Annotated in this window: 29 protein-coding genes; 9 read left to right on the top strand and 20 right to left on the bottom strand. The window is 64.2% G+C overall.

Annotated elements, in window-relative coordinates:
• Nucleotides 1–47 precede the first annotated feature (47 nt).
• On the bottom strand, nt 48–539 hold the full coding sequence (locus UNPF46_RS26910; RefSeq protein ID WP_100175469.1) for a c-type cytochrome, methanol metabolism-related: 492 nt from the start codon (nt 537–539) through the stop codon (nt 48–50).
• 110 nt (nt 540–649) lie between these two features.
• The gene (gene xoxF5 / locus UNPF46_RS26905; protein WP_100175468.1) at nt 650–2,455 is read right to left on the bottom strand and encodes a lanthanide-dependent methanol dehydrogenase XoxF5; all 1,806 of its coding nucleotides are present in this window, start codon (nt 2,453–2,455) and stop codon (nt 650–652) included.
• A gap of 514 nt (nt 2,456–2,969) precedes the next feature.
• Here xoxF5 and UNPF46_RS26900 point away from each other — a divergent pair.
• Nucleotides 2,970–3,938, top strand: a complete 969-nt coding sequence (locus UNPF46_RS26900; RefSeq protein ID WP_174718776.1) for a helix-turn-helix domain-containing protein — start codon at nt 2,970–2,972, stop codon at nt 3,936–3,938.
• A 105-nt stretch (nt 3,939–4,043) separates the two neighbouring features.
• On the opposite strand, the gene UNPF46_RS26895 is transcribed toward UNPF46_RS26900, so the two are convergent.
• The 6 genes from UNPF46_RS26895 to UNPF46_RS26870 form a co-directional block, all read right to left on the bottom strand.
• Nucleotides 4,044–4,316, bottom strand: a complete 273-nt coding sequence (locus UNPF46_RS26895; RefSeq protein ID WP_100175466.1) for a hypothetical protein — start codon at nt 4,314–4,316, stop codon at nt 4,044–4,046.
• 182 nt (nt 4,317–4,498) lie between these two features.
• Entirely contained in the window at nt 4,499–4,924 is a 426-nt protein-coding gene (locus tag UNPF46_RS26890; protein WP_100175465.1) for a hypothetical protein, read from the bottom strand.
• Nucleotides 4,925–5,050: 126 nt separating this feature from the next.
• Nucleotides 5,051–6,040, bottom strand: coding sequence for a Bug family tripartite tricarboxylate transporter substrate binding protein (locus tag UNPF46_RS26885; protein ID WP_142252008.1), 990 nt, complete (start codon nt 6,038–6,040; stop codon nt 5,051–5,053).
• A gap of 209 nt (nt 6,041–6,249) precedes the next feature.
• Entirely contained in the window at nt 6,250–7,179 is a 930-nt protein-coding gene (locus UNPF46_RS26880) for a substrate-binding periplasmic protein (protein WP_142252007.1), read from the bottom strand.
• Nucleotides 7,176–7,532 carry a c-type cytochrome gene (locus UNPF46_RS26875; protein ID WP_142252042.1) on the bottom strand — a complete coding sequence of 119 codons (357 nt, stop codon included), beginning with the start codon at nt 7,530–7,532 and terminating at the stop codon, nt 7,176–7,178. Before UNPF46_RS26875 ends, UNPF46_RS26880 begins: the two co-directional genes overlap by 4 nt.
• A gap of 11 nt (nt 7,533–7,543) precedes the next feature.
• Nucleotides 7,544–9,208, bottom strand: a complete 1,665-nt coding sequence (locus tag UNPF46_RS26870) for a methanol/ethanol family PQQ-dependent dehydrogenase (protein WP_142252006.1) — start codon at nt 9,206–9,208, stop codon at nt 7,544–7,546.
• Nucleotides 9,209–9,539: 331 nt separating this feature from the next.
• Between UNPF46_RS26870 and lanM the strand changes: the two genes are divergently transcribed.
• From lanM to UNPF46_RS26850, 4 genes are all read left to right on the top strand, one after another.
• A complete protein-coding gene (gene lanM, locus UNPF46_RS26865; protein ID WP_181770129.1) occupies nt 9,540–9,932 on the top strand; it encodes a lanmodulin LanM in 393 nt (130 codons plus the stop codon).
• Nucleotides 9,933–10,146: 214 nt separating this feature from the next.
• On the top strand, nt 10,147–10,227 hold the full coding sequence (pqqA, locus tag UNPF46_RS26860) for a pyrroloquinoline quinone precursor peptide PqqA (RefSeq protein WP_035663753.1): 81 nt from the start codon (nt 10,147–10,149) through the stop codon (nt 10,225–10,227).
• A gap of 321 nt (nt 10,228–10,548) precedes the next feature.
• On the top strand, nt 10,549–11,391 hold the full coding sequence (locus UNPF46_RS26855; protein WP_245448116.1) for a DUF6662 family protein: 843 nt from the start codon (nt 10,549–10,551) through the stop codon (nt 11,389–11,391).
• A gap of 96 nt (nt 11,392–11,487) precedes the next feature.
• Complete coding sequence (locus UNPF46_RS26850; RefSeq protein WP_094891247.1) at nt 11,488–11,697, top strand: hypothetical protein; 210 nt, start codon at nt 11,488–11,490, stop codon at nt 11,695–11,697.
• 9 nt (nt 11,698–11,706) lie between these two features.
• On the opposite strand, the gene UNPF46_RS26845 is transcribed toward UNPF46_RS26850, so the two are convergent.
• From UNPF46_RS26845 to UNPF46_RS26830, 4 genes are read right to left on the bottom strand one after another with little or no spacing between them, the layout of a single operon-like run.
• Nucleotides 11,707–12,060 (bottom strand): hypothetical protein, encoded by a 354-nt coding sequence (locus tag UNPF46_RS26845; RefSeq protein ID WP_100175459.1) that lies wholly within the window; start codon nt 12,058–12,060, stop codon nt 11,707–11,709.
• Between the two features lie 44 nt (nt 12,061–12,104).
• A complete protein-coding gene (locus tag UNPF46_RS26840) occupies nt 12,105–12,815 on the bottom strand; it encodes an ABC transporter ATP-binding protein (protein WP_181770128.1) in 711 nt (236 codons plus the stop codon).
• Nucleotides 12,805–13,542, bottom strand: coding sequence for an ABC transporter permease (locus tag UNPF46_RS26835; protein ID WP_094971816.1), 738 nt, complete (start codon nt 13,540–13,542; stop codon nt 12,805–12,807). Before UNPF46_RS26835 ends, UNPF46_RS26840 begins: the two co-directional genes overlap by 11 nt.
• 1 nt (nt 13,543) lies before the next feature.
• A complete protein-coding gene (locus tag UNPF46_RS26830; protein WP_246668741.1) occupies nt 13,544–14,488 on the bottom strand; it encodes an ABC transporter substrate-binding protein in 945 nt (314 codons plus the stop codon).
• A 141-nt stretch (nt 14,489–14,629) separates the two neighbouring features.
• Here UNPF46_RS26830 and UNPF46_RS26825 point away from each other — a divergent pair, with 141 nt between their 5' ends.
• Entirely contained in the window at nt 14,630–14,989 is a 360-nt protein-coding gene (locus UNPF46_RS26825; RefSeq protein ID WP_100180988.1) for a hypothetical protein, read from the top strand.
• 187 nt (nt 14,990–15,176) lie between these two features.
• Here UNPF46_RS26825 and UNPF46_RS26820 read toward each other — a convergent pair whose 3' ends face one another.
• Together UNPF46_RS26820 and UNPF46_RS26815 are read right to left on the bottom strand one after the other, a co-directional pair.
• A complete protein-coding gene (locus tag UNPF46_RS26820; RefSeq protein ID WP_181770126.1) occupies nt 15,177–15,995 on the bottom strand; it encodes a quinoprotein dehydrogenase-associated SoxYZ-like carrier in 819 nt (272 codons plus the stop codon).
• Nucleotides 15,996–16,050: 55 nt separating this feature from the next.
• The gene (locus UNPF46_RS26815) at nt 16,051–16,977 is read right to left on the bottom strand and encodes a quinoprotein relay system zinc metallohydrolase 2 (protein WP_100175455.1); all 927 of its coding nucleotides are present in this window, start codon (nt 16,975–16,977) and stop codon (nt 16,051–16,053) included.
• 156 nt (nt 16,978–17,133) lie between these two features.
• On the opposite strand from UNPF46_RS26815, the gene UNPF46_RS26810 reads away from it, so the two are divergent.
• Entirely contained in the window at nt 17,134–18,015 is an 882-nt protein-coding gene (locus UNPF46_RS26810) for a substrate-binding domain-containing protein (protein ID WP_174718771.1), read from the top strand.
• Complete coding sequence (locus UNPF46_RS26805; protein WP_142252003.1) at nt 18,012–18,569, top strand: PQQ-dependent catabolism-associated CXXCW motif protein; 558 nt, start codon at nt 18,012–18,014, stop codon at nt 18,567–18,569. Before UNPF46_RS26810 ends, UNPF46_RS26805 begins: the two co-directional genes overlap by 4 nt.
• Before the next feature lie 146 nt (nt 18,570–18,715).
• Here UNPF46_RS26805 and UNPF46_RS26800 read toward each other — a convergent pair whose 3' ends face one another.
• From UNPF46_RS26800 to UNPF46_RS26775, 6 genes are all read right to left on the bottom strand, one after another.
• Entirely contained in the window at nt 18,716–19,015 is a 300-nt protein-coding gene (locus UNPF46_RS26800) for a copper-binding protein (protein WP_142252002.1), read from the bottom strand.
• 131 nt (nt 19,016–19,146) lie between these two features.
• Complete coding sequence (locus tag UNPF46_RS26795; RefSeq protein ID WP_142252001.1) at nt 19,147–19,752, bottom strand: hypothetical protein; 606 nt, start codon at nt 19,750–19,752, stop codon at nt 19,147–19,149.
• On the bottom strand, nt 19,749–20,597 hold the full coding sequence (locus UNPF46_RS26790) for a lanthanide ABC transporter permease protein PedC (protein ID WP_142252000.1): 849 nt from the start codon (nt 20,595–20,597) through the stop codon (nt 19,749–19,751). Before UNPF46_RS26790 ends, UNPF46_RS26795 begins: the two co-directional genes overlap by 4 nt.
• Nucleotides 20,594–21,400: a lanthanide ABC transporter ATP-binding protein PedB/LutE gene (locus UNPF46_RS26785; protein ID WP_142251999.1), complete on the bottom strand. Its 807-nt coding sequence runs from the start codon at nt 21,398–21,400 to the stop codon at nt 20,594–20,596. Before UNPF46_RS26785 ends, UNPF46_RS26790 begins: the two co-directional genes overlap by 4 nt.
• Nucleotides 21,397–22,365: a YVTN family beta-propeller repeat protein gene (locus UNPF46_RS26780; protein ID WP_174719278.1), complete on the bottom strand. Its 969-nt coding sequence runs from the start codon at nt 22,363–22,365 to the stop codon at nt 21,397–21,399. The genes UNPF46_RS26785 and UNPF46_RS26780 overlap by 4 nt, the downstream gene beginning before the upstream one ends.
• A gap of 8 nt (nt 22,366–22,373) precedes the next feature.
• Nucleotides 22,374–23,555, bottom strand: a complete 1,182-nt coding sequence (locus tag UNPF46_RS26775; RefSeq protein ID WP_142251998.1) for a lanthanide ABC transporter ABC transporter substrate-binding protein PedA1 — start codon at nt 23,553–23,555, stop codon at nt 22,374–22,376.
• Between the two features lie 60 nt (nt 23,556–23,615).
• On the opposite strand from UNPF46_RS26775, the gene UNPF46_RS26770 reads away from it, so the two are divergent.
• Nucleotides 23,616–24,188, top strand: coding sequence for a DUF3280 domain-containing protein (locus tag UNPF46_RS26770; protein WP_142251997.1), 573 nt, complete (start codon nt 23,616–23,618; stop codon nt 24,186–24,188).
• Nucleotides 24,189–24,283: the final 95 nt, after the last annotated feature.

Genomic DNA, 24,283 nt, shown 5'->3' with positions numbered 1-24,283 from the left:
ATTCTCGAAAGGACGCCGAGAAGTAGTCCCGGCAGTCCCGGCAACGTTCATTTATGGCCCATGCAGGCGTCTTCCGCCTTGGTGTAGACCTCGTTCTTCTCGTCCTTTTTGGCGGGACGCTGCCGGCCCCACGCTTCGGTGGAGCGGGCGCGCAGATAGACGTAGAGATCGTCCATGTAGCAGGCAACGTTCGGATTGTCGCCGAACGCCGGCATGACATTCTCCTGCGCGGTCGAGATGTTCTTGCGACCGGAGGCAACCACGCCGAGGAAGTCGCCATAGCTCATGGTCTTGACGGAATCCTTGAGCGCCGGCGCATAGGTGGAGCCCATGCCGTCGGGCCCGTGACAGACGTGGCAGTCGGAGTGATAGCGGCGGTAGCCGGAATAGGTGAACCAGTCCACGGTGCCATCCGCCGAAATCTTGTAGGTCGGGTTTCCTTCTTTATCGAGCCACTTTCCGTCGTCTTCCTTCTTCACGGCAGTCGGGTCGCCCGGACCTTCCGCGACCGCAATTCCTCCGGACGCAACCAAGATCATCGCAGCAATGGCAGAGCAGATTTTACGCAAGAGATTCATCCTCGAAGGAGCCCGGGGGAGACGAGCCGGCGCGTGGAGTCGATCCACGCGCCGGAGCGATGCTGATGGGCCTAGTTCGGCAGCGAGAACACGGTCAGCGTACCGCCGAGAGCGGTGTAGTTGCTGAGGGCCGCGTAGCCACCCACCGCGCCGAGACCTGCGGTCGGATCGGTCAGGCCTGCGGCCAGACCAATGCCGGCCCAGCCGCCGACGCCGGAGAGCACTGCGACATACTGCTTGCCGCCGTTCTCATAGGTGGTGACGTTGCCGATGATGCCGGAGGGAGTCTTGAACTTGTAGAGCTCTTTGCCGGTCTTGGCATCGACCGCCTTCAGGTAGCCTTCGAGCGTGCCGTAGAACACCACGCCGCCGGCGGTTGCGAGCGCACCCGACCAGACCGAGAACTGCTCCTTGTTCGACCAGACGATCTTGCCGGTCTTGCCGTCCCAGGCGATGAAGTTACCCATGTGGGTTTCACCGGCCGGCGGATACATCGAGAGCGTCGCACCCACATAGGGCTGGCCCGCGGTGTAGCTCACCTTGAACGGCTCGTAGTCCATGCAGACGTGGTTGGTCGGAACGTAGAACAGCTGCGTGTCCGGCGAGTAGGCTGCCGGCTGCTCGTCCTTGGTGCCGAGCGCGGCCGGGCAGATGCCCTTCACATTGTGGTCCTCGCCCGCCTTGTCGGTCGAAGCTGCATCGAGCACCTTCGGACGGCCGTAGGTCGGCGAGTTCTTGTCCATGTCGACGCCGGAGGTCCAGTTCACCTTCGGATCGTACTTTTCGGCGACCAGCAGCTCACCGGTGGCGCGATCGAGCGTGTAGCCGAGGCCGTTACGATCGAAGTGCGTCAGCAGCTTGCGCGGCTGGCCGTTGATCGACTGATCCGAGAGGATCATCTCGTTGACGCCGTCATAATCCCACTCGTCGTGGGGCGTCATCTGATAGACCCACTTGGCAACGCCGGTATCCGGGTTGCGCGCCCAGATCGTCATCGACCATTTGTTGTCGCCGGGGCGCTGCTTCGGATTCCAGGTCGAGGGATTGCCCGAACCGTAATAGACGAGGTTCAGCTCGGGATCGTAGGAGATCCAGCCCCAGGTCGCGCCGCCGCCGATCTTCCACTGATCGCCTTGCCAGGTCTTGAGGCTCGAGTCCTTGCCGACCGGCTTGCCGAGCGCGGTGGTCTTCTCGGCGTCGACCAGGATCTGGTTGTCCGGTCCTTCCGAATATCCGCGCCATGCCAGCTTGCCGGTCTTGATGTCGTAGGCCGACATATGGGCCTGCACGCCGAACTCGCCGCCGGAGATGCCGATCAGCACCTTGTCCTTGATGACCATGGGCGCCGACGTGCCGGTCTCGCCCTTGCTCGGATCGCCGTTCTTGCTGGACCAGGCCACCTGGCCGGTCTTGGCATCGAGCGCGACGAGAGTGGTGTCGGCCTGATGCAGGAAGATCTTGCCATCGCCGTAGGCCAGACCACGGTTAACCGTGTCGCAGCACATCACGGGAATGACGTTCGGATCCTGCTTGGGCTCGTACTTCCAGATGATCTTGTTCTCGTTGGAAAGGTCAATGGCGTAGACCTTGTTCGGGAACGGCGTGTGGACGTACATGACGTTGCCGATGATCAGCGGGCCGCCTTCATGGCCGCGCAGCACGCCGGTCGAGAAGGTCCAGGCGACCTGGAGCTTGCCTACGTTTTGTGCGTTGATCTGGTTGAGCTTGGAATAGCGGGTATTGGCGTAATCGCCGGTCGGCATCACCCAGTCTTTCGGGTTCTGCGACATCTTGATCAGCTCGTCATTGGCTGAGGCGCTCCCGACGGCGAGAGCCGCCGCTGAGCCAAGAAAGGTCGCCAGTAGCACCTTGCGCATAGTCATTCCTCCGTTGGTCTCGTTTATTTTTCCCGAAGCATTGGTAACTCACCGGGCTTCTCGTCCGGCGTCTGCTCGTGCAGGGCGGTCACGTTTCGGACCAGAAACGATGCTGTGCTGTTTCCTCCTCCTGATGAGAGCCACGGGTCCGCCTGCAGGAGCGGCCCGTTCTTGTTGTTCCTGCCGCAATCCCTAACGACTTCGTCATCGGGAAACTTGCCCAAGAGGGAAGCCGGTTTGCTTGATAGCGCACGGAGGAAAAGAATTTGATTTTGCAGTAGCGAATTCAGCGGCTTCCGCACCGCTTGGCAGCACTCTCAACGCTCAGGTTCCCCTTGACGGCGCTGCAACTAAGGCGGAGGATTAACCCTCAAGGGTGGCAATGGAACGATGGCGCTCGTACCAAAAGACCACTCAAATTCGAGGTAAACGTCACGCAATCACGGCTGAGGGCTCGCGCAGGCGCTGGTCGCGATTCGCGTCGAATCTCCGGATCAAACCAGTGGCTGGATTAATGTCCGACACCATTCACACGCTCTCGACGACCGGCATGACGCCGAAGCGCCAGATCCAAAGCTGGATCGACGGGCTGACGAGCCTGTGTGGGCATTTCGACGTCGATCCGCTGGAAGCGTCCTCGCTCGAAGGCCGCATTGACTACACGAGTGTCTCGCGCCTGAAGCTGTGCCAGATCGAGGTGAGCCAGCATCGCATCGCGCACACGCTGGCGCGCGCCAAGGCCAATGAGCACCCCTATATCAAGATTCACTTCCAGACCTACGGCGTGTCTTATTTTGAACAAGAAGGCCGCCACATCGAAATCAATCCCGGCGACATCATCGCCTATGACGTCTCCTGTCCGCATTCGATCATCAGCCCCGCCTTCACCCGTCACGACGTGGTGATCGTGCCGAAGGCGCTGCTGCGCGACCGCGGCTTCCCCTCGCAGCGGATGCCCGCCTGCAAGCTGTCGGCGAAGACGGGCACGGGGCGGATCGCCCACGATTTCGTCCATGCGACCTTCGACGAGGCGGCGAAGCTGTCGGCGAACAGCGCGGTCGGCGTTGCCGATTCGCTGATCGATTTGCTGCTGCTGCCGCTGCGCGAAGCCGACACGATGTTCGACCGTGTCGGGCCCGAGGCGATGTACGTGCGCGCGCAGTTCTTCATACGCGAGCACTTGCGCGATCCGGATCTGTGCATCGACCAGATCTCGGCCGAGCTCGGCTGCTCCAAGCGCTATCTGCACATGCTGTTCTCGGAGCGCGGCACCACGGTGAGCGACTACATCTGGCAGGCGCGTTTGCAGAACTGCCGCCAGGAGCTCGAGGCCCACGCCGGCAAGACCATCACCGACGTCGCGTTCTCCTGGGGCTTCTCCAGCTCGTCGCATTTCAGCCGGGTGTTCCGCAAATATTTCGGCGTGGTGCCGTCCTCGATCCACAAGGCGCAGCAGGGCGCGGCCAGCTCGGGCGAGCATTAGCAGGAAGGGCGCATCGCCCTTCCTTGCTTGCCGGACATCTTGACTTGATTGATCGAAGGCGTTCGTGAGGTAGCCGCCGCACTGCGCGTCGTGCGCTGCTGATGGTTACTGCAGTCCCAGGCCGCTGCAATACCAGGCCATGTCCTCGTGCCGCCAACCGCGCTTGACGCCGGATTCCTTGCACTCGTTGTAGGTCTTGAAGTTGGCTGCGTTGCGGCAGCCCGATGGATAGGACCCGAAGCCGCCACCCGAGGTGGAGCATGCGACCGAGCTGACCTTCGTTGCCGAGATCGAGGCGTCGGTGCTCTTGGGCGCAGCATTGGCTGCGCTGATCGACAGAATGGTCAGGCCGGCAAGAAGAAAAACTGGAGCTTTCATCGCCTTCTTCTCCTGAATGGAGGATAGCGTTACGCTATCCCAGGTGCATTATATCGAAAAATGCAACCTGAGACAACGTGCCGGCTCACACTCGGTGAAAGGCTCTTGCGGAGAGCTTCAGGTGTGACCTCGTGGAGGGAGGGATCGCGGCGCAGGAGCTGCGTTTCCGCCGATGCGGTTCGTCACGCTGACGTCGCGATATAGGGAATGCCCGCCAGGAGCGCGACGAGCAGCACCGCATTGGCGAGCATTCCGCTCCAATGCAGCCGCCGCAGCCGGCGCGGCGCATCGGTGTCGCCGGCCTCCCTCGCGCCGAGCTGTTCGTCGACCCTTTGCATGAACCAGCGGCGTCCCCAGATCGCCAGCGCTGCGATCATGCCGACACCCAATGCAGCGAGCAGGCGGCCGTCGAGGAGGAGGGCCACGGTCCCGATGAGGGCGGCGACCCGCATCACCAGGAAATGGGCGTTGAACATGCCGCGGAGCAATTGGGCGACGGGCTGAATGTCCAGCCTCACCAGCAGGAAGGCGGGCGAGGCCAGCGTGAAATAGCCCATCGGAAACAGCAGGATGACCATAACGGCGACGGCGACTGCATCCGGTGTCATGCGATCGGCCCTTCTTGTCCGCGTGCGCGGGCAATCATAGCGGGAAAATGCACGTCCGACACTAGGCTTTGGTCGGATTCCGGGGCGGGAAAGGGGCGGTCGGCGCGCCGGCCGGCAGCTCGACGCCTAGGCCGGCTCGAGGCCGAGCGACTTCGCGCTCTCGATCCAGATCGGCAGTTCGCGCTGATACAGCGCATTGGTCTCCTTGAAGCCGATCGCCGGCTCGAGCACGAAGGTCGCGAGTACCTCCTTCACCTTGGGATCGCTGTTGGCGGCAACGCACAGCTCCGCCAGGCGGTCGACGACCGCCTGCGGCGTCGCCTTCGGCACCGCCCATCCCGAGAAGCCGCTCACGGTGAAGAATTTCGACGTCGCGCCTTGCTCGGGAAGGGTCTTGATCGCGGGGATCGCGTCGACCTTCTTCGAATGCACCGCGAATACGGTGCCGCGGTCGCTCTGCAGGACCGATTGTGCGGCCGTGTAGCTTCCCATCGCGGCATCGAGGGTGCCTTCGAGCATCCCGGTCCACATCGGAGCCTCGCCGCGATAATGGACCGGCTCGATGCTCAGCCCGTACTGCTTGTTGAGCTCGTTGATCGTCATGTGCGGGGCCGAGCCTGCGCTGTAGGTGCCGAAGTTCACCTTGCCGCTCTTGCGCGCGAAGGCGACGAAATCCTCCAGCGTCTTGACCCCGGTCTTCGGGTTCGCAACCAGCAGCAGGCCGGCGCCCGGAATGACGCTGACGAGCGTCAAATCCTTGTCCATGTCGTAGCCGGGATTCTTCATCACCACGCGGTTCATGATGTAGGTGGTCGAGATCGAGCACAGGATGGTGTGGCCGTCGGGCTCGGCGCGGGCGACCTCCGCCGTGCCGATCGCGCCGGAGGCGCCGGGCTTGTTTTCGACGACCACGGTCTTGCCGACTTGCTTGGAGATGAATTCGCCATAGGCGCGCGCGAGCAGGTCGGTCTGCCCGCCGGCGGGATAGCTGCAGATCATGCGGATCTGCCGCGACGGCCAGCTGCCTTGTGCTGAAGCGCTGCGCGAGACAAAGGGCATCGCGAACGCGCCGGCTCCGGCGGCGATGAAGTGGCGGCGATCGATTTTCTTGGACATGATTCTCTCCCGGTTCCCTGGAGGGTACTGCACCAGGCAGGCGCTGCCACGGGCGTCAGGCGAGACAGATTGGCGCATTGCGTCGGACGGAGTGGGGCATGGTGGGCGCGGCCTCCGTACGCCGGACGCAGTGCAGCGCTTCTCCAGCGGCTCTGCGCCGCAAGGTTAAGAGGCGTTGCAGCGCGTCCGGGCACCAGAGCCCTTTCCAATCACCGCTGAATGATCTTCGTCCACACGTCGCCCAGAATAGCGGGCTCGCGTGGCGGCAGATAGGTGAGGCCGGCCTGCTTGCCGAATTCGGCGATCTTGCCTTCCGTCGCAAGGGCGCTCAGCGCCTTGTTGACGGCCTCGATCAGCGCGGGATCGCTGCCGAGGCCGACATAGCCGCGATTGGCGCCGATCGGATAATAATACCCGGACGCTGAGAGTGCGGTGTCGGGGTGCGCGGCGCGATGGGCGTCGAAGCGGCCGAGGTCGATCAGCGTTGCGTCATAGTCGCCGCGCTGGAGCGCGCCCAGGAGATCGTCGCGGCCAGGGACGAGATGGGTGATGTTGTCGATCAGCCGTCCCTTGTCGAAGGTCATCAGGACGGCGTCGCCGAGCGAGCCGCTTTCGATGACCAGACGAAGGCCGGCGAGATCGCCGATGTCGCCGATCTTGCGGCCGTTTGCCTTCGGCCCGAGCACCACTGTCATCGGCGAATAGACGTAAGGCTGGCTCGGCGCGAGCACGCCGAGCGCGACGCGGCGCCGCCGATCGTCGCGCGTGGCCCCGGCGAAGTCCGGCAGGCGCGCCGTTTTCATCCCGGGGACGACCAGCGAATCCTGCGTCAGCGCGTAACCGCCGACCAGCGAGCAGCGCCCATCCGAGAGCAATGCGTTGGCCTCCAGCTGCGGGCTGGAATCCTCGTCCAGCTTGCTCTCGAACCACTGGATCGCCAGCGACCGTCCGAGCCGTTCCGCGACCGCCTGCGCCAGCAGCACGTCGAAGCCGGCATCCGGCTTGCCGCGGTGGTGCATCGAGAGCGGCGGCCGGTCCTCGTCGAGACAGATCCGCAAGGGATCGTCGGCCGCCACGGCGACCGACGCCATCGTCGACAGAAGCGCGGCAAGGCTCCACGCAACGGACCGGCCCTTCATGGCTTCCTCCGGCTGGAGATGAAGGCCCAGAGATCCCCGATCTGGTCGTCGCTGAGGATGTCGCCCCAGGGCGGCATCCTGTTGTTCTTGCCATTCTTGACGGTGGTGACGAAGCGCGCCTTGTCGTCGGGGAAGACGCGCAGGTCCGGCGTGATGGTGCCGGAGTTCATCAGGTTCGGGCCGTGGCAGTGCGAGCATTTCTCGGCATAGGTCGATTTGCCGTGGTCGATCTGCGCCTGCATGGGATTGCCGGTCGGCTCGTCGGCGGCGCGAACGGTCGCCGCAAGCGCGACCGTCAGCACCAGGGCGGCGGCGAAGATCGCCGCCGTCCTGTGGGACATTTCTCTCAGCATCATGCCGTGGATTACTGCTTCACCGCAAAGACCCACAGCGAGCCGCCGGGCGGCACCTTGGCAAGCCGCTCGTCGCCGGAGAACAGCGAGTAGACGCCGCCATAGCCTGATGTCACCGCGACATATTGCACGCCATCCTGCTGCCAGGTCACCGGCTGGCCCTCGATGCCGGACCCGGTCTGGAATTGCCAGAGCTTCTTGCCGGTGTCGGCGTCGAAGGCTTCGAATTCGCCGGTGAGGGCGCCCGAGAACACGACGCCGCCTGCGGTCGACAGCACGCCCGAGAAGCGCGGAATGTCGCTCGGCGCTTCCCATTTCGACTTGCCGGTCATGGGATCGATCGCCTTGAGGTGACCGCGCGGGCCGTCCCCGAACTCCCAGGGATCGGTCAGGTCCATGCCGAGATACCATTCACCCTGCTTGAAGGTGACGGGCTCGGCCTTGTACTTGCCGCCGAAGTTGAGCGTGTTGGCGTAGGCGAGGCCGGTCTGCGGATTGAACGACATCGGCTCCCAGTTCTTGCCGCCGAGGATCGACGGATAGACCGTCACCTTCTTGCCCTCGCGCGCATCCTTGGCGACGTCGGTCTCGATCGGACGCCCGGTCTTCATGTCGACGCCGGTCGCCCAATTGACCTTCACGTAAGGATTGGCCGCCAGCAGCTTTCCGTTGGTGCGGTCGAGCACGTAGAAGAAGCCGTTGCGGTTGGCATCCATCAGCACCTTGGTCGGCTTGCCCTCGACATTCATGTCGGCGAGGACCATCTCGGCGACGCTGTCATAGTCGAACGGATTGTTGGGCGAGAACTGGTAGTGCCACTTGATCTTGCCGGTCTTGGGATCCATCGCCAGCACGGAGCAGGTGTAGAGGTTGTCGCCGGGACGCACCGCCGAATTGAACGGTCCGGGATTGCCGATGCCCCAATACACGGTGTTCAGCTCCGGATCGTAGGAGCCCGTGATCCAGGTCGAGCCGCCGCCGAGCTTCCAGGTGTCGCCCTTCCAGGTGTCGCCGCCGGGCTCGTCCGGCGAGGGGATCGAATGGGTGCGCCACAGGTGCTTGCCCGTTGCGGGATCCCAGCCGTCGATGAAGCCGCGCGTGCCGAACTCGGCGCCGGAGATGCCGGTGATGACGACGCCGTCGGCGACCAGCGGGGCCACCGTCATCGAATAGCCTTCCTTGATGTCCGCCGCCTTCTGCCGCCACAGCTCCTTGCCGGTCTTGGCGTCGAGCGCGATCACGTTGGCGTCGAGCGTGGTGCGGAACACCTTGCCGTCGAACAGCGCGGCGCCGCGGTTGATGATGCCGCAGCAGACGATGCGCGGCGTCTCGGCGGGATATTCGACCTTGGTCTTCCAGATCTGCTTGCCGGTCTTGGCGTCGACCGCCATGGTCGCATTGTGCGAGGTCACGTAGATCACGCCCTGGTACACCAGCGGCTGCGATTCCTCGCTGCGATCGTCGTTGAAAGAGTAATTCCAGACCGGGACGAGGTTCTTGACGCTGTCCTTGTTGATCTGGTTCAGCGTCGAGAAGCGCTGCAGATTGTAGCCCATCCCATAGTTGAGAACGTTCGATGTATCGGTCGCGCCTTTGACCAGTTGCTCGGTGGTCTGTGCACTTGCACACGTCGATGCAAGCATGACGAGGCTCGCGGCCATCGCAAAGCGTTTCATCCGTTCCTCCCAATATGCGCGCCTTTTGACGCTGCGGGAGCAACACTCCGTCGGAAACCAAAACGCGTCAATACGAAAGTCGTAAGTGTCGTGCCGATATCGTTGGACGCAGCTGGCGGTCACCTTACGGAAACCTGACGGCAGCGGACTCACTTGCGTGGAGACGCTGAAAAAATTCCGCGACGCGAAGCAGCTCCGGGCGGCGGCCCTGCCAGGGTTCCGCGGTTGGCGCGCGCGCAAGTTGCAATTCCGGACTTGAACCGGGGGGCGCTTGTGGGATTTATGTCGTTATGTCCCGCCCGAACCTGGGCTCTTCATCTGGGAGGTCTCGATGATTTCGCGTCGCTCGGTTGCGCTTGCGCTCACCATTGCATTGTTGTCCGGTCCGGCGTGGTCCGCCTCCGGCAACGCAGTCAAGTTGTTCGACACCGACAATGACGGCACGCTCGATCTTGCCGAGGTGAAGAAGGCGGCCGTCGCCACGTTCGCAAAGCTCGATCCCGATCATGACGGCACGCTCGATGCGCGCGAATTGCGCGGCCGGCTGTCGGCGAAAGAGCTCGCCGCCGCAGATCCCGATCGCGACGGGACCCTGACGCTCGACGAATATCTGTCCGTGGTCGAGCAGCGCTTCAACGCAGCCAATCCCGACAAGGACGGAACGCTGGATGCGAAGGAACTGAACTCGCGCGCTGGCCGCGCACTCCTGCGATTGTTGCGGTGATGCCCGTCGATTCGACGCGCGGTGCGCTGCACAAGCCTGCGTCTCATAGCTCGTGTTTGACCAAGAGAGAACTGGCTTTGTCCGAGAGAGAAATGCGGCCGTGAAGAATCGACACTGATGCGCTCGGCAGTCGAATCGAGGCTTGAACTGCACCTGACGCAGCCCTAGGTTTTGCGCCGCGCGATGTCGCGCTCAATACCTTGGGAGACCCCGAATGGCCTGGAAAGCTCCGAAGATCGTGGAAGTGTCGGTGGGCATGGAAATCAACATGTACGCCTGCGCTTCGCGCAAGTAAGACTGACGACCTGCCGCGGCTTCGGCGGTGAACACCGTCGAAGCCGTGGCAGTGTCGGATACGCTTGCGGTCGGATACACCTGCCGTCGGATACGTCCTTGCCCTCGGACACGCTTTGCCCGCTGTGCTTCGCGCTTCGTCACTGATATACTTCTTCATTGATGCGGTGCCACGCCGCGAAGGCTGCAATCCGTTCTCATCAAAATCTCGACTTTGATCGGCGGCAGTGTGTTACGCTGATGCCTGGTCAGCGCAGCTGCCGCATCGATGCGGCGCGCGCGTTCGGGGCACGGGATGCGCGGCGGAGCTTGTCGATTTCGGATGGTCGTTGCGTGTGCGCTCGCGCTGATGCCGGCATGCGCCGGTGCCGAGGAAGGCTTCGATACCGAGCATATCTTCGGCTTCATGATCGGCACCGATGTCGGCAATCCCGGCGAGCGCGAATTCCAGAGCCAGACGACCGGGCGCTTCGGCAAGGGCGGCGGGACCTATCGCGCGCTGGAGAAGGAGGTCGAGATCGAAATCGTGCCGTTGCCGAATTTTCGCATCGAGATCGGCGGCATCGCCAGCCTGCACGACATCACCGGCGTTCCCGATATCGACGACCGCCGCCAGTTCAATTTTCAGGGCGCCTCGCTCGATTTGCGTTATCGCCTGCTCGACCGCGAGCGTGCGCCGTTCGGGCTCACCATCGCCGCCGATCTCCATGGCGACCGGATCGACGAGACCAGCGGAGCGAAAGGGCGGATGTACGGCACCGAGTTCACGCTGGCCTTCGACCGCGAGCTCATCCCGAATTTCGCCATCGGCGCCCTCAACCTGATCTATCAACCGGAATGGGCGCGCTTCGAGGTGGCGGGGGTGTCCGAGAAGAGCTCGACGATCGGAGCGGCGTTCGCCGGCCTGGTGCGGGTGCGGCCCAACATGCTGCTCGGCGGCGAGCTGCGCTATTTCCGGCAATATGAAGGCATCGGCCTCGGCGAGTTCTCCGGCCAGGCCCTGTTCGTCGGCCCGACCGCCTATTTCCAGCTGTCCGAGCGCTCGCGGCTGACCTTGAGCTGGAGCATGCAGGCCTGGGGCCGCCCGGTCGGATCGGGCGGCAATCTCGACCTCGTCAATTTCGAGCGCCACCAGGCCCGCATGGTGTTTGGCATCAATTTCTAGAGTTGGCTCGATTCCTCCTGCCGGATTGAAACTTCCCCCTCCATGGGACGTAGTTTCTTGTGCTAACCTCCATTGTTCCCGTGAGAGGATCCCGGCATGAACCCGATTGACCTGGTGGTGACCGTGTGTGCGGTGCTCTCGCCTGCGACTTGCGAGGAGCAGCACCTGATCTTCAATTATGCAGGGTCGCCCCGCCAATGCGTGATGGCCGCGCCCCCCTATATCGCGCAATGGGTCGGCGATCATCCGAAGTGGCAGGCGGTGCGGTGGCGCTGCGAATATCCGCACCCTAACGACAAGGCGTAACGAAGCTCTCTATTTGGTGCAGTCCTTCAGGTCCTTGTCGGCGATCGAGAACACTGCATCCGCCCTGATCTCGATGTCGCGGACGACGCATTGGCGTCCGTTGGGGTAGCCGACCCTGGCATCGTAGCGGCCCGGCTCCACGCCCGTGATGCGCAGCCGCTCGTCGTGATCAACCTCCTTGTCCTTGTCGTTCAAGCACTGGTTCGGGCCCCAATCGGTCTTGCCGGCCGGTGAGAGCTGGAAGCCGGAGATCGTCTCCGTCGTCAGGTTCCAGAGCCGAATGCCCTTGCCTTTGGTCTGCGCCAGCGCGGCGCCCGGCACCGCCACCAAGAGGAGGCCGATCGCAATCAGCGTACGTCGCATTGGTGAATCTCCATCGACAAGTCGCTCCAGTTGACCACGAGTGTTCATTTCGATTCAAGCTGCAGCGCCGCGAGCTCGGCCCGGATCCTGCCGAGATCGGCTTCGCTGCGCATCGCGCGCGGAATGGCGATCGGCACGTCCTGCACGATACGTGCGGGGCGCGGCGACAGGAAGAACAGGCGGTCGCCGAGCCTGATCGCATCGTCGAGACTGTGGGTGACGAGCAGTGTCATCACCGGACGGCTCGCCACCAGTGTCGCAAGCTCATCGCGCAGGCGGCCGGCGAGCGCGTCGTCGAGCGAGGCGAGGGGCTCGTCGAGCACCAGGAGATCGGGCTCGACCGCGAAGGCGCGGGCGAGCGCGACGCGCCGGGCGAGGCCCAGTGACAGCTCGCCGGGGAAGTGGTCGCGATGGGCCTGAAGCTCCAGGATCCTGAACAGCTCCGACAGCTTGGCGTCAGTCACGTCGGGCGCCACCAATCGCACATTCTGCTCGACCGAACGCCACGGCAACAGCCGCGGCTCCTGGAACACCATGCCGATCCGCGCCTGCGGTGGCCGCGCGATACGGCCTTGAAATTCATGGTCGAGCCCGAGGATGATGCGCAGCATCGTGCTCTTGCCGCAGCCGGACGGGCCGATCAGCACGCCGACCTCGCCCGATGAAAGAGCGAACTTGACCGGCGCCAGCACCTCGTGGGTTTCGCCCGCGGCACTCCTGAACGTCTTGCCTGTGATCTCGACCTCAAGCCGCACGGGGCCGCCACCGTGTTGCACGGGCTTCGAACGGCTGCACCAGCAAGGTTTCGATCACGAACACGACCGCGGCGAAGGTCAGTGAATAGGCCAGCAGCCGCGGCGTGTCGAACAGCTGGAAGGCGACGCCGATCTCGAAGCCGACGCCGTTCGGCCGTCCCAGCAGCTCGGCGACCAGCACGATCTTCCACACCAGCGACAGTCCGGAGCGGGCGGAGGCTGCGATATAGGGCGCAAGCTGCGGCAGCACGACATGGCGGAACGCACGCCAACGCGGCATCGCGAACACGCTCGCCATCTCGTCCAGCGAGCGGTCGAGCGCGCGGGTGCCCTCGCGCAAGGTGACGACCGCGGTCGGCAGCTTGTTGATGGCGATTGCCGCGATCGCCGCGGCCTCGGTCAGACCGGCCCAGATATAGGCCAGCACGATCACGACCAGCGCCGGCAAATTGAGCAGCAGGATCAGCCAGGGATCGCCGAGCTTGTCGGCGAGCCTGACCCGTCCCATCAAATAGCCGATGGCGCTGCCGAGCGACATGGCGAGCACAAAGGCGAGGATCACGCGCGCCAGCGTCGCGCCGAGATGCAGGAACAGCGCGCCGGATGAGGCTTCCGCGATCATGACCTCAAGCACGGCCGGCGGGGAGGGCAGCTTCGCGCCGCCGACGAACAGCGCGGCAATCCACCAGATCACGAGGAACAGGGCGAACGACAGAAGACGCAGCACCTCAATCTCCGGGGACTGCGTGATAGAACGTGCCGGGGTCGAGCTCGGTCGCGGGGCCGACGAGGTCGCGGCCGCCGATCTCGGCCAGCACGCGGTAGAGCACGCGCGCGTCCTGTTCCTCCTCGGCGATGCTTCGGCGCGGAATACCGTCGCGATAGCGCTCGCGATAGGTCTTGAGCAGGGTGGCGTCGCTCGTGCCGGTCAGCGGTGCGATCTTGTCCCAGGCCGTATCCGAGGTTACCAGCAGCTGCTTGGCCTTGCGGGTCATCGCGATGAAGCGCGCCACGGCGTCCTTGTGGCTTGCCGCCCAGCCTTCGTCGAAGACGTAGCCGACCGCGGAGACGGCACCCTTGGCGCCAAGCTTCGGCAAGATCTCCTCGATGCCGGCGAGGCGCCGAAAACCCTTCGCTTCGAGCTGGGCGCAGAAATTCCAGAAATTCAGGCTCGCCTCCATCTCGCCGTCGAGCGCCTTGGCGGCGATCAGAGGCGGGGCGCCATAGGCGATGGTCGCCTCCGACTTCAGGTCGATGCCGTCCTGCTTCATGCGCGCCTGGAGCAGCAGCCAGCTCTTGTCGATCGCCCCGCCGGCGACGGCGAGCTTGCGGCCCTTGAGGTCGGCGAGCGTCTTGATCGGCGAAGCGGCGGGCACCATCACCGCGCCGAGCGCACTGGAATAGGGATAGAAGGTAAGCTTGGCGCCGAGCGCCCGTTCGCGCGACACCCACAGCCAGTCCGACAGGATGATGTCGGCGCTGCCTGCGCGCATCGCGATCTTGCCGGCCTCGGTGCTCGCGAGCTCGGCGACCTCGAGCGTGAGGTCCGCCTCCTTGTCGAGCCCGCTCGCGCGGATCGCGGCCAGCTCCCAGGAGAATGTTCCAGTTTTCTGCACCGCAAGGCGGATCGTATCCGCGGCGCGGCCTGGTGCGGCCCATGTCAGCGCCAGCATCGTCGCGAGCGCCAATGTTCGACCAAGTGCCCTTATCACACCGCGTGCTCTCATCACCTTGTGAGCCGTTTCCCCTGACAGAGTGCTTTTCAGGACAATACGCATAGCATAGCTTCGGCCGCAACCCGCGGGAGGATGCGCATGAAACTGGGCGGACAGCTACGACCGATTGTCGCCGCATTGACTGTGTTGGCGGCGACCGCGTGCGTGGCGCGGGCCGAGGAGGCCAACGACTATCCGACGTCCGCGCGCGCGGAGTACGTCTATGGCTGCATGAAGGCGAATGGTGAGAGCCGGCAGTCGATCGAGCAATGCTCCTGCTCGATCGACGTGGTGGCCTCGATCGTCCCCTATGAGCGCTATGTTACCGCGGAGACCGCGCTGAGCATGTCCCAGGTCCGCGGCAATCTCGGCGTCCAGTTCCGCACCTCCGAGCAGGCGAACACGGCAGTGAATGATTTGCGCCGCGCCCAGGCGGAAGCTGAGGTGAGGTGTTTTTGATTCAGCGCTGCGGCGTGTCACCCTCCCCTGGAGGGGGAGGGTCGATCGCGCGCAGCGCGAGCGGGGTGGGGTGATCTCTCCACTCGGGCACTGTTGGCTGCGGAGAGACCGTCACCCCACCCCGTCTCACATTTCGCTACGTTCCATGTGAGCCGACCCTCCCCCTCCAGGGGAGGGTGTTCTGGCCTCACGTCCCCGGCTTCTCGACATCCCACTCGTTGCGGAACACGTGCCCCTCCGTGTCCTTCGCTTCCGCGCGGAAACGCCTGGCGCCGTTCGACACATAGGTGAAGCGCAGATTGGGATCTTCCGAGATCGAGATGCCGCCTTCCATCGACAGCACGGGGCTGTCGTCCTGAGTGAGCTTCAGCTGGTTGACGAAGAAGGCGGGAATATAGAGCTGGGTGACCTGGTCCATCTGCAGGCCGGAATTGTTGGGATGACCGATCATGATCTGCGCTTCGCGGATGCGGCTCGCGGGCGCTTCCTCGCGCGCGAACTGCCGGTAGCGCATCTGGCCGAGCCGGTTGTTGGCCTCCTCGGCGTTCTTGCCTGCCGGCGCGGAGCAGCCGCCCGAGGCCTTCACATAGACTTTCGAGACATAGAGCTGACCGTCGCTGAGCTCGGCCACCGCATGCACGTCGGTGTAATTGTTGACGCGGACGCGCGTCGAGATCTCGGTGACATTGGCGTCCGGACCGAGCTCGAACTTCGCCGCCATCGGAGCCGGGTTGCGGTCGATCACCAGCGTGATCGAACGGATCCGGCGGCTGTCTGCGGGTGACAGCTTGCTGCGCAGGGTGACCGGCACGATCGCCGCGTCCTCTGCGCGATATGGCATCTCGATGCCGATGACGGCGCTGCCATCATTCATCGGACGATTATTGAAGATGTCCTGCACCAGGCCCGGCCAGGGATCGTAAGCCTCTTCAGCCCGCGCGGGCACGGCGAAGGCGATGCCGAGCAGGGCGACGATCAAGGGCAGGCGGCGTGTCCATCCCGTCATGGCTATGGTTCCCGGCGTCAGCGAAGCTGATCTCATGCAGATGATAGCGCGCCCGCTACTCCCATTCAATTTCCGAGAATGCTGCAGTTGCGTTCCGGGCGTTGTAATCGCCGAACAGCTCCCAGCGTGGCTTTTCCTCAGCGGCCGCCTTGTCGGCGGCAGCCCGGATCGGCTCGCCGCGCTTGTTCAGGGCGCGCACGTCGGACAGCAGCGTTGACAGGTAGCGCCGTTCATCGCTCAAGGCGGCAGGCCAGTCGCTCACGGGCCCGTGACCGGGAACGACGCGCTGCGCCGGGATGGTTTCCAACTCCTTCAATGTGCTGAGCCAGCCGCGGATGCTGCCGTCCATGACTGGAATGTGGCGCAGAAAGACGAGGTCGCCCGCGAACAGGGTCTTGGTCGTCTCGTCGTACACGGTCACATCGTTGTCGCTGTGTCCGGCGCGCCAGGCGCGCAAGACGAGGCGGCGCGAGCCGAGATCAAGCGTCATCGTGTCGGAAATCAGCAGGGTCGGAGGTATGATCTTCACCGGGTCGATCAACGCGCTGCCCATGATGCGGCGAAAATTGTCCAGATAGTAGGGGCCGCGGGTCGCGAGTGCCTGCGGCAGCTTGCTGTGGCCGACAAAGGTGGTGTCCGGGGCGGCGAAGGCCGCATTGCCGAACACATGGTCGGGGTGGCCGTGAGTGTTGATGACATAGCGGATCGGCTTCGTGGTGTGGGCTCGCACGGCCGCCAGCAGGGCCTTGCCTTCGCGCAAGCTGCCGCCGGTGTCGATGACGGCGACGGCTTCCTCGCCCACGATGAAGCTGACATTGGCAATGTCGCCCTCGTTCTCGCGGCTCATCAGCGCAATGGTCCCGGAGTGTACGAAGATTCCCGGTGCGACTTCGCTCACAGGCAATTCGGCCGCCCCGGCCCGTGCTAGCGTTGCTGTCCCCAGCAGGGACAAGGCTGCGATCACTCGAGCGATGCGAGACACTTTTCCGCCTCAGTTCAAAGGATTGGCCGCATTGCACTGCAACAACGCGAAATCAGCCAAAGTCGGGCAAGGCAATGCCTGCAAGACCAGACATGCAAGACATGGCACCTCATGTGTTGCATGGATAGCATTCAAACAAAACGAGGAGGAAGCGCGATGACGGAGGCCGGACGACATCGTCGCTGGTTGTGTTCCCTGTGGGTCCTGGTTGCGTCCTGTGCGCTCGGGGACGTCGCCATGGCGCAGACCAAGGACAGCGGCGACCTCTCGTTCGAGCTGGTCGACCCGAACGTGCTGCGTGTCTGTGCCGATCCGCGCAATCTTCCGTTCTCGAACGAGAAGGGCGAGGGCTTCGAGAACAAGCTCGCCGAGTTCTTTGCCGACAAGCTCAAGAAGAAGCTCGACTACGTCTTCTTCCCGCAGGCCACCGGCTTCGTGCGCATGACGCTCGGCGCGCATCGCTGCGACGTCATCATGGGTTTCCCGCAGGGCGACGATCTCGTGCAGGGCACCAATCCCTATTACCGCACGAGCTATGCGCTGGTGGCGAAAGCCGGCAGCGGGCTCGAGGAGGTCGACACGCTCGAAGATCCGAAGTTGAAGGGCAAGCATGTCGGCATCGTCGCCGGCACGCCGCCGGCGACCAACATGGCGTTGGCCGGCCTGATGGGCGACGCAAAGCCCTATCCGCTGATGATCGACACCCGCTACGACAATTCGGCGCAGGCCATGATCGACGATCTCACAGCCGGCAAGATCGATGCCGGCGTGCTGTGGGGGCCGATGGCCGGGTTCTATGCCAAGAAGGCCGGCTCGCTGCATGTCACGCCGCTGGTGAAGGAAACCTCAGGGCCCAAACTGGTCTATCGCATCGGCATGGGCGTACGTCCCGCCGACCAGAACTGGAAGAGGCAGCTCAACAAGCTGATCCAGGAGAACCAGGGCGAGATCAACAAGATCCTGCTCGACTTCGGCGTCCCGCTGCTCGACGAGAGCGACAAGCCGCTCGGCGCGGAGACGGCCAAGAAGTCGCAATGAGGCGGCGCCTTGCCGCTGTGCTCGTCGCTGCCGCGTTCGCGGTGCCGGCATTCGCGCAGCAGCAGGAGCCGTTCGAGCCCGAAGGTTATCGCACCGACAATTACCGCGCGCCGGTGCCGGCGACGCTCGCTGGCGCGCGCGTCCTCTCCACCGCCGAAGCCGAAGCGATCTGGCGCGCGAAGAGCGGCGCCTTCGTCGATGTGCTGCCGCGCCCCCCGAAGCCGAAGAACCTGCCCGCAGGCACGGTGTGGCGCGATGCGCCGCGCAGGAACATCCCGGGCAGCATCTGGCTGCCGGATACCGGCTACGCCACTCTGCCGCCGGCCATGGAGGATTATTTCCAGCGCGGGCTCGCCCGTGTCTCGGGCGGCGATAAGGCCGCGCTGCTGGTGATCTATTGCCTCGCCGACTGCTGGATGTCCTGGAACGCCGCCAAGCGCGCGTTGGCCTATGGCTATTCCAACATCGCCTGGTACCCCGACGGCACCGACGGCTGGGAGCGCGCCAAGCTGCCGACGGAAGAGGTGCAGCCGGAAACGCGGCCGGGGCAGTAAGCGCCTCGATGGGCTGCGCAGCTACGGTCTCGGACGGAGGCGCAGCTCTCTCCGCGTCATTGCGAGCGCAGTCTCGCGTAAGTCAACTGGATGCACGCGCGGCGAGATACCTCTCCCCCATAAAGCGGGGAGAGGTGACATCCGGCCTACTGCTTCTGCAACTTCGTCAGCGTGCCCGTGCCGTTATTGTCGGTCGCAGAATAGTTCACCCTGTCGCCGGCATGAACGGCGTCCAGCATCGCGGCGTCCTTGGTCTTGTACTCCTGGAGGGCGCCGGCGCCACCGGCACTGCCGCCGACCGTACCCTTCTGCGTCTGCTGGATCGAGATGGTGCCGTTGAGCCGGTCGATCCGCATGACCATACCAGTCAGGTCGTCAGCAAAAGCGCTGGTTGCGAGCATGCCGAGGGCTGCAGCGCCCGCAAAGATAGATCTGGTGGTTCCCATCGAGGCCTCCCGACGTCTTGGAGTTCACTTCGACAAGCCATCCTAGAACGATTTGGTTCCGGCCGATAGCGTCGCAAAAGGTTAACCGGGCCGATCCGGGAACCTGACGGGAGCCGTCGGCGAGACCAACGCTATTCCATCTCCTGCTGGATCACGCGGCCGAGCGCGAACAGGCGTTGGTCGATCGTGGTGGGAACCTCGCAGACGAACCGCACCACCTTGTTGCGATCCTCGAATATGCGGGTCTTCCAGATCAGCTCGTTGCCGAGCGCCTCGACCCTGGCCTCGTCACGCGGCGTCGCACCCTGAAGCGCCTGGAGCTGAATTGTCTCCTCGCGGATCTTGTCGGCGGCTTCGCGCTGCTTGCGGCTGACCCGTTCGAGCCCGTTCATGACCTGGGAACGCTGGGCGTTGAGCGTGTCGAACAGGCCGGCGAACAGCAATTTTGCGTTGGTGGTCTTGTCGGTGGAGGAGGCCAGGAAATCCTTCACCGACTTTTCGGCCTCGTCTATCGACGTCTTGCGTGCCGACAATTTTGCCACCAGCGCGGTGATCTTCGCATCGTTCTTCCATTGGGTCTCGGCGTCGTCGAGCGCAGGACCGGCCCACACCGCGGCGAGCGAAATCTCCGGCACCTTGGCTTGCGTGCAGGGCCAGTTGGGATAGCGCGGATCGGCCGCGCGGGCGGCCGTGCCCGACAGCGCGAGCGCCACAACGGCCATCACCAGAACCTTCATCCTTCGCCTCCTGCCGGCCCCCGTCGCGCCAGCCCGCGCGAGGGATCATAGGCCCAAATCGCGCCGATCATGAAGACGATTGTGCAGCTTGCGACCACCGCCAGCGAGATCCAGTTGATCTGCCCGTAGAGTGCAAAACGGATCAGCTCGACCGCGTGGGTGAACGGATTGGCCTCGCAGAGATAGTAGAGATAAGGGCTGCCCTCCTGTACCCGCCAGAGCGGATAGAGTGCGGACGAGGCGAAGAACATCGGGAAGATGACGAAGTTCATGACGCCGGCGAAGTTTTCCAGCTGCTTGATGCCGGAGGAGATCAGCATGCCGAGCGAGCCCAGCATCAGCCCGGACAGGATCAGCGCCGGTAGCACGGTGAGATAGCCCGACGGCGGCGGGGTGATGTCCCAGAACCAGGCGATCAGCAGGAACGCATAGACCTGGAGCAGGGACACCGCGGTGCCCGCCAGCAGCTTGCAGAACAGCAGGAAGCCGCGCGGCAGCGGGCTCACCAAGAGCGTACGCATGTTGCCCATCTCGCGGTCGTAGACCATCGAGAGCGAGGACTGCATGCCGTTGAACAGCTGGATCATCGCCATCAGTCCGGGCGCGATATAGACCTCGTAGAGGATGTAGGTCTCGTAGGGCGGGATGATCGAGATGCCGAGCACCTGACGGAAGCCGGCGGCGAAGATGAACAGCCACACCAGCGGCCGCACCAGCGCCGAGACGAACCGCTCACGCTGATGCAGGAAGCGCAGGCCCTCGCGCCAGACGATGCCGGTGAGGCAGGTCATGTACTCAGTGAATGAGAAGCCGCGCGGCACCTCGCGCGTGGTGATGCTGCTCATGCGCCGCCTCCCGGCATGGTTTGCGCGCCGGTGAGGCGCATGAAGGCGGTGTTGACGTCCTGCGCGCCTGCTTCGGTGACGACCCGGCTCATCGGCCCCTGCGCCAGCACCTGGCCCTGATGCAGCACCACGAGGTCGTCACTGGGCGTGATCTCGTCGAACAGATGCGTCGCCCAGAGCACGCCGATGCCTTGCTCGGTCACGAGCTGGCGGACCTGGCTGATGATGTCGGCGCGCGCCTTGACGTCGAGCCCGACGGTCGGCTCGTCGAGCAGCAGCAGTCGCGGCCGGTGCAGCAGTGCGCGGGCGATCTCCAGCCGCCGCATCTGGCCGCCCGAGAGATCGCGCACCTTGCTGCCGGCGCGGTCGGAAAGCCCGATGCGGCCGAGCAGCTCGGCGCTGCGCGTAGCGGCCTCACGGCGGCTGATGCCGTGCAGGGCGGCGTGATAGAGCAGGTTCTGCGTCAGCGACAGGTCGAGATCGAGCGTGCGCGGCTGGAACACGACTCCGAGCAGCCGCAGCGCCTCGCCGGGCCTCTTGCTGACGTCATGGCCGAAAATGCCGACCCGGCCGGTCTGGATGCCGAACAGGCGCGTGATGAGCGAGAACAGCGTGCTCTTGCCGGCGCCGTTGAGGCCGAGCAGGGCGGTGAAGCTTGCCGGCTGCACATTGAAAGAGACGTCGATCAACGCCCGGCGCGATCCGTAAGAATGACTGACGCCGTCGATCGATAGCGCCGGCACTGCGGCCGGATCGGGTCTCGGCACCTCGCGCGGGTCGGGGATCGGAGCAGGACTGGTCATGGCGCGATCGCGATGCCCCAGGGCAATTCGCCAACCTGGATGGTCTTGATCACCTTTTGCGCGGCGACATCGATCACCGAGACGTCGTTCGAGACCCCGTTGGTGGTCAGCAGATATTTTTCATCCGGCGTGAACGCCATGTGCCAGACCCGCTGCCCGACCAGCAGATATTTCGTCACCTTGCGCGAGGCGACATCGACGACGGCAATGCGGTTGGCCGGCCCGAGCGCGACGAAGGCGGTCTTGTCGTCCTTGGTCATGCCGATGCCGACAGGCTGGATCGCCTCTTTCCGCAGGCCCGGGATCTCGAAATTGACCTTGCCGATGACCTCGTGCTTTCCGGGATCGATGATCGAGACGGTGCCTCCGATCTCGGAGGAGACCCACACTTCGGAAGCATCGTGCTTGAACTCGGCAAAGCGCGGCCGGGCGTCGACCAGCACGTTGGCGACGATCTGGCGCGACGACGTGTCGATGAAATGCGCCATGTTGGTCGTTTCCGACGTGTTGATCAGCGTCTTGCCGTCGGGGCTGATGGTCATGCCCTCGGGCTCGACGCCGACCTGGATGTCGCCGAGCCGGGCGCGCTTCTCAAGGTCGATCACGGTGACCGTATTGTCGTTCTCGTTGGCGACATAGAGAATTTTTCCCGCCGCATCCTGGGCGAACAGCTCGGGGTCGGGGCCGGAGGGCAGGCTGTCCACCACTCCTTGCGTCTTCGCGTCGATCATCTGGATGGTGTCGTCGTCGCCGACCGCGACCATCACGAACTTGCCGTCGCGCGTGAAGTCGATGCCGCGCGGGCGCTGGCCGACCTTGATGGTCTTGGTCACCGTCCAGCTGTCGGTGTCGATCACCGACACCGTATTGCTCTTCTCGTTCGAGACATAGGCGATGAACGCGTGCGCGGGCGCAGCCGCGAGCGCCAGCCCGGAGAGAAGCCCCACACGCCACATGCGCAACATCTGCGTCCTCACTTCAGCTTGCATTTGCTCTCCGGACGATCATAGCCGAGCGTGTCGAGCTCGGAGACCTGGTGCAGAAATCCCTCCTGCGGCGACACCGACACCACCATGCGGCCGTCGACCAGGAGGATCGGCTGGCGCAGCTGGAGATTCCAGTCGCGCAGGGTCAGCCGCGTGCCCTTGAAGGCGGCGACCGAGAAGTCCGGGCCCTTGATGAAGTCCGTCACCTTCTTGACGTCGCCGGAATTGGTGCGCGACGTGGCCTCGCCGATCATGCGTGCGGCGGTCCATGCCTGCATGTCGAGCGCGGTCATGCGCCGTGAATTGAGCTTCATGAAGCGGTTCTGCATCTGGATCGCGCCCCATTGGTCCTGCGCCGCATCCCAGCTCCGCGGCACGAGCCCGGCCGAGCCGGCCACGGGCCGGGGGTCCCAGGTGCGATAGGGCAAATAGCCGCCGAACACCTCGCTCTCGTCGGCGGCAACCAGCACGTCGTAAGCCGGCGCGCCTTGCGTGAACACCGGCATCTGGCGCTGGATCAGCGTCACGCCGCTATCGGTACGGCGGGCGCCGCCCTTGTCCTCGAAAGTCTTCTCCTGCACGATCTTGGCGCCGAACCGCGCGGCGGTGCGCCGGAGTGCGTCCGCAAACAGTCTGTCCTCGTCGTGCGAGCCGACCACCAGCAGCCAGCGCGACCACTTTTTCCACACCAGATACTGGCCGAGCGCATCGGCCAGCATCGCGCGCGTCGGCGCGGTGTGGATGACGTTGGCGCGGCAATCGGCCTCGCGCAGCCGCTCGTCGATCGCTCCCGCATTGAACAGCAGCGTGCCGCGCTCGCGCAAGGCGTCCGAGACTTTCAGCAGCGCATCGGCGGGCAGGTCGGTGATGATGAAGCTGTTCTTCTCCGCGAGCGCGGTCGCGGCCTGGACGACGTCCTCACCCTCCCTGATGCGGCGCTCTTCCAGCACGAAGCGCTGGCCCAGGAATCTTCCGGTGGTGTTGTTGTCCTCGATGGCGAGCCGCGCGCCGGCGACGCCGTCATTCTCGGCCGGTTGCTCGACCAGCGACAGCGTCGATCGGGTGCCGGCGACGCCGAGATAGCCGACGCCGATCAGGGCTGGCTCCGCCGCGAGCGCGCTCGTCGCAGCAAGACCGAAGCCGATCAGACCGGCCAACCATCGGATCATGTTTCCTCCGAGCGATCCCCCCGGCTTGACCGCAGGTGGAGAATTGTCTCTGCTTCAAGCATGACCAATTTGTCAGGGCATGCAACCCCGCATTTCGTCCCCGCGAGCGACAGAGGCGGAATCACGATCATGCGAGCATTGATGGTGATCGCCGCTTTGCTGTTGACGCCGTCGCTCGCGCGCGCCGATCCGCCGAAGCTCGCCGTGTTCGATTTCGAGCTGATCGATACCAGCCTGCCGGGCGAGTTCTACGGCTCCCGGCCCGAAGAGGCGCGGCTCGTGCTCATCAGCGAGCAGCTGCGCAAGGAACTGATGGAGTCCGGCAAGTTCCAGGTGCTCGACATCGCGCCGGTCAGGGACGCGGCCCGCCGCGCCAACCTGCAGGCCTGCGGCGGCTGCGATCTCAAGCTCGCCGAACAGCTCGGCGCCGAGCTCGAGATCACCGGCATGGTGCAGAAGGTCTCGAACCTGATCATCAACCTCAACATCTATCTGCGCGATGTGAAGACCGGCGCCATGATCATGGCCGCGAGCGCCGACATGCGCGGCAACACGGATGAAGCCTGGACCCGCACGATGAGCTATCTGATCCGCAACCGCTTGCTGGCGCCGAATTACGGCAGGCGGGAGTAGGGCACTCTGCCCTCCCCTGGAGGGGCAGGGGAATCGCATGTGGTTTTGAGGGTGGTATTGCGCGGTCCAGCGATATGGATTCTGAAGAGGACTCC

This window comes from Bradyrhizobium sp. UNPF46 (assembly GCF_006658625.1).
Taxonomy (GTDB): domain Bacteria; phylum Pseudomonadota; class Alphaproteobacteria; order Rhizobiales; family Xanthobacteraceae; genus Bradyrhizobium; species Bradyrhizobium nitroreducens.
The sequence above is the reverse complement of the archived record's forward strand: the minus strand, read 5'-3'. Positions and strand labels throughout refer to the sequence as shown.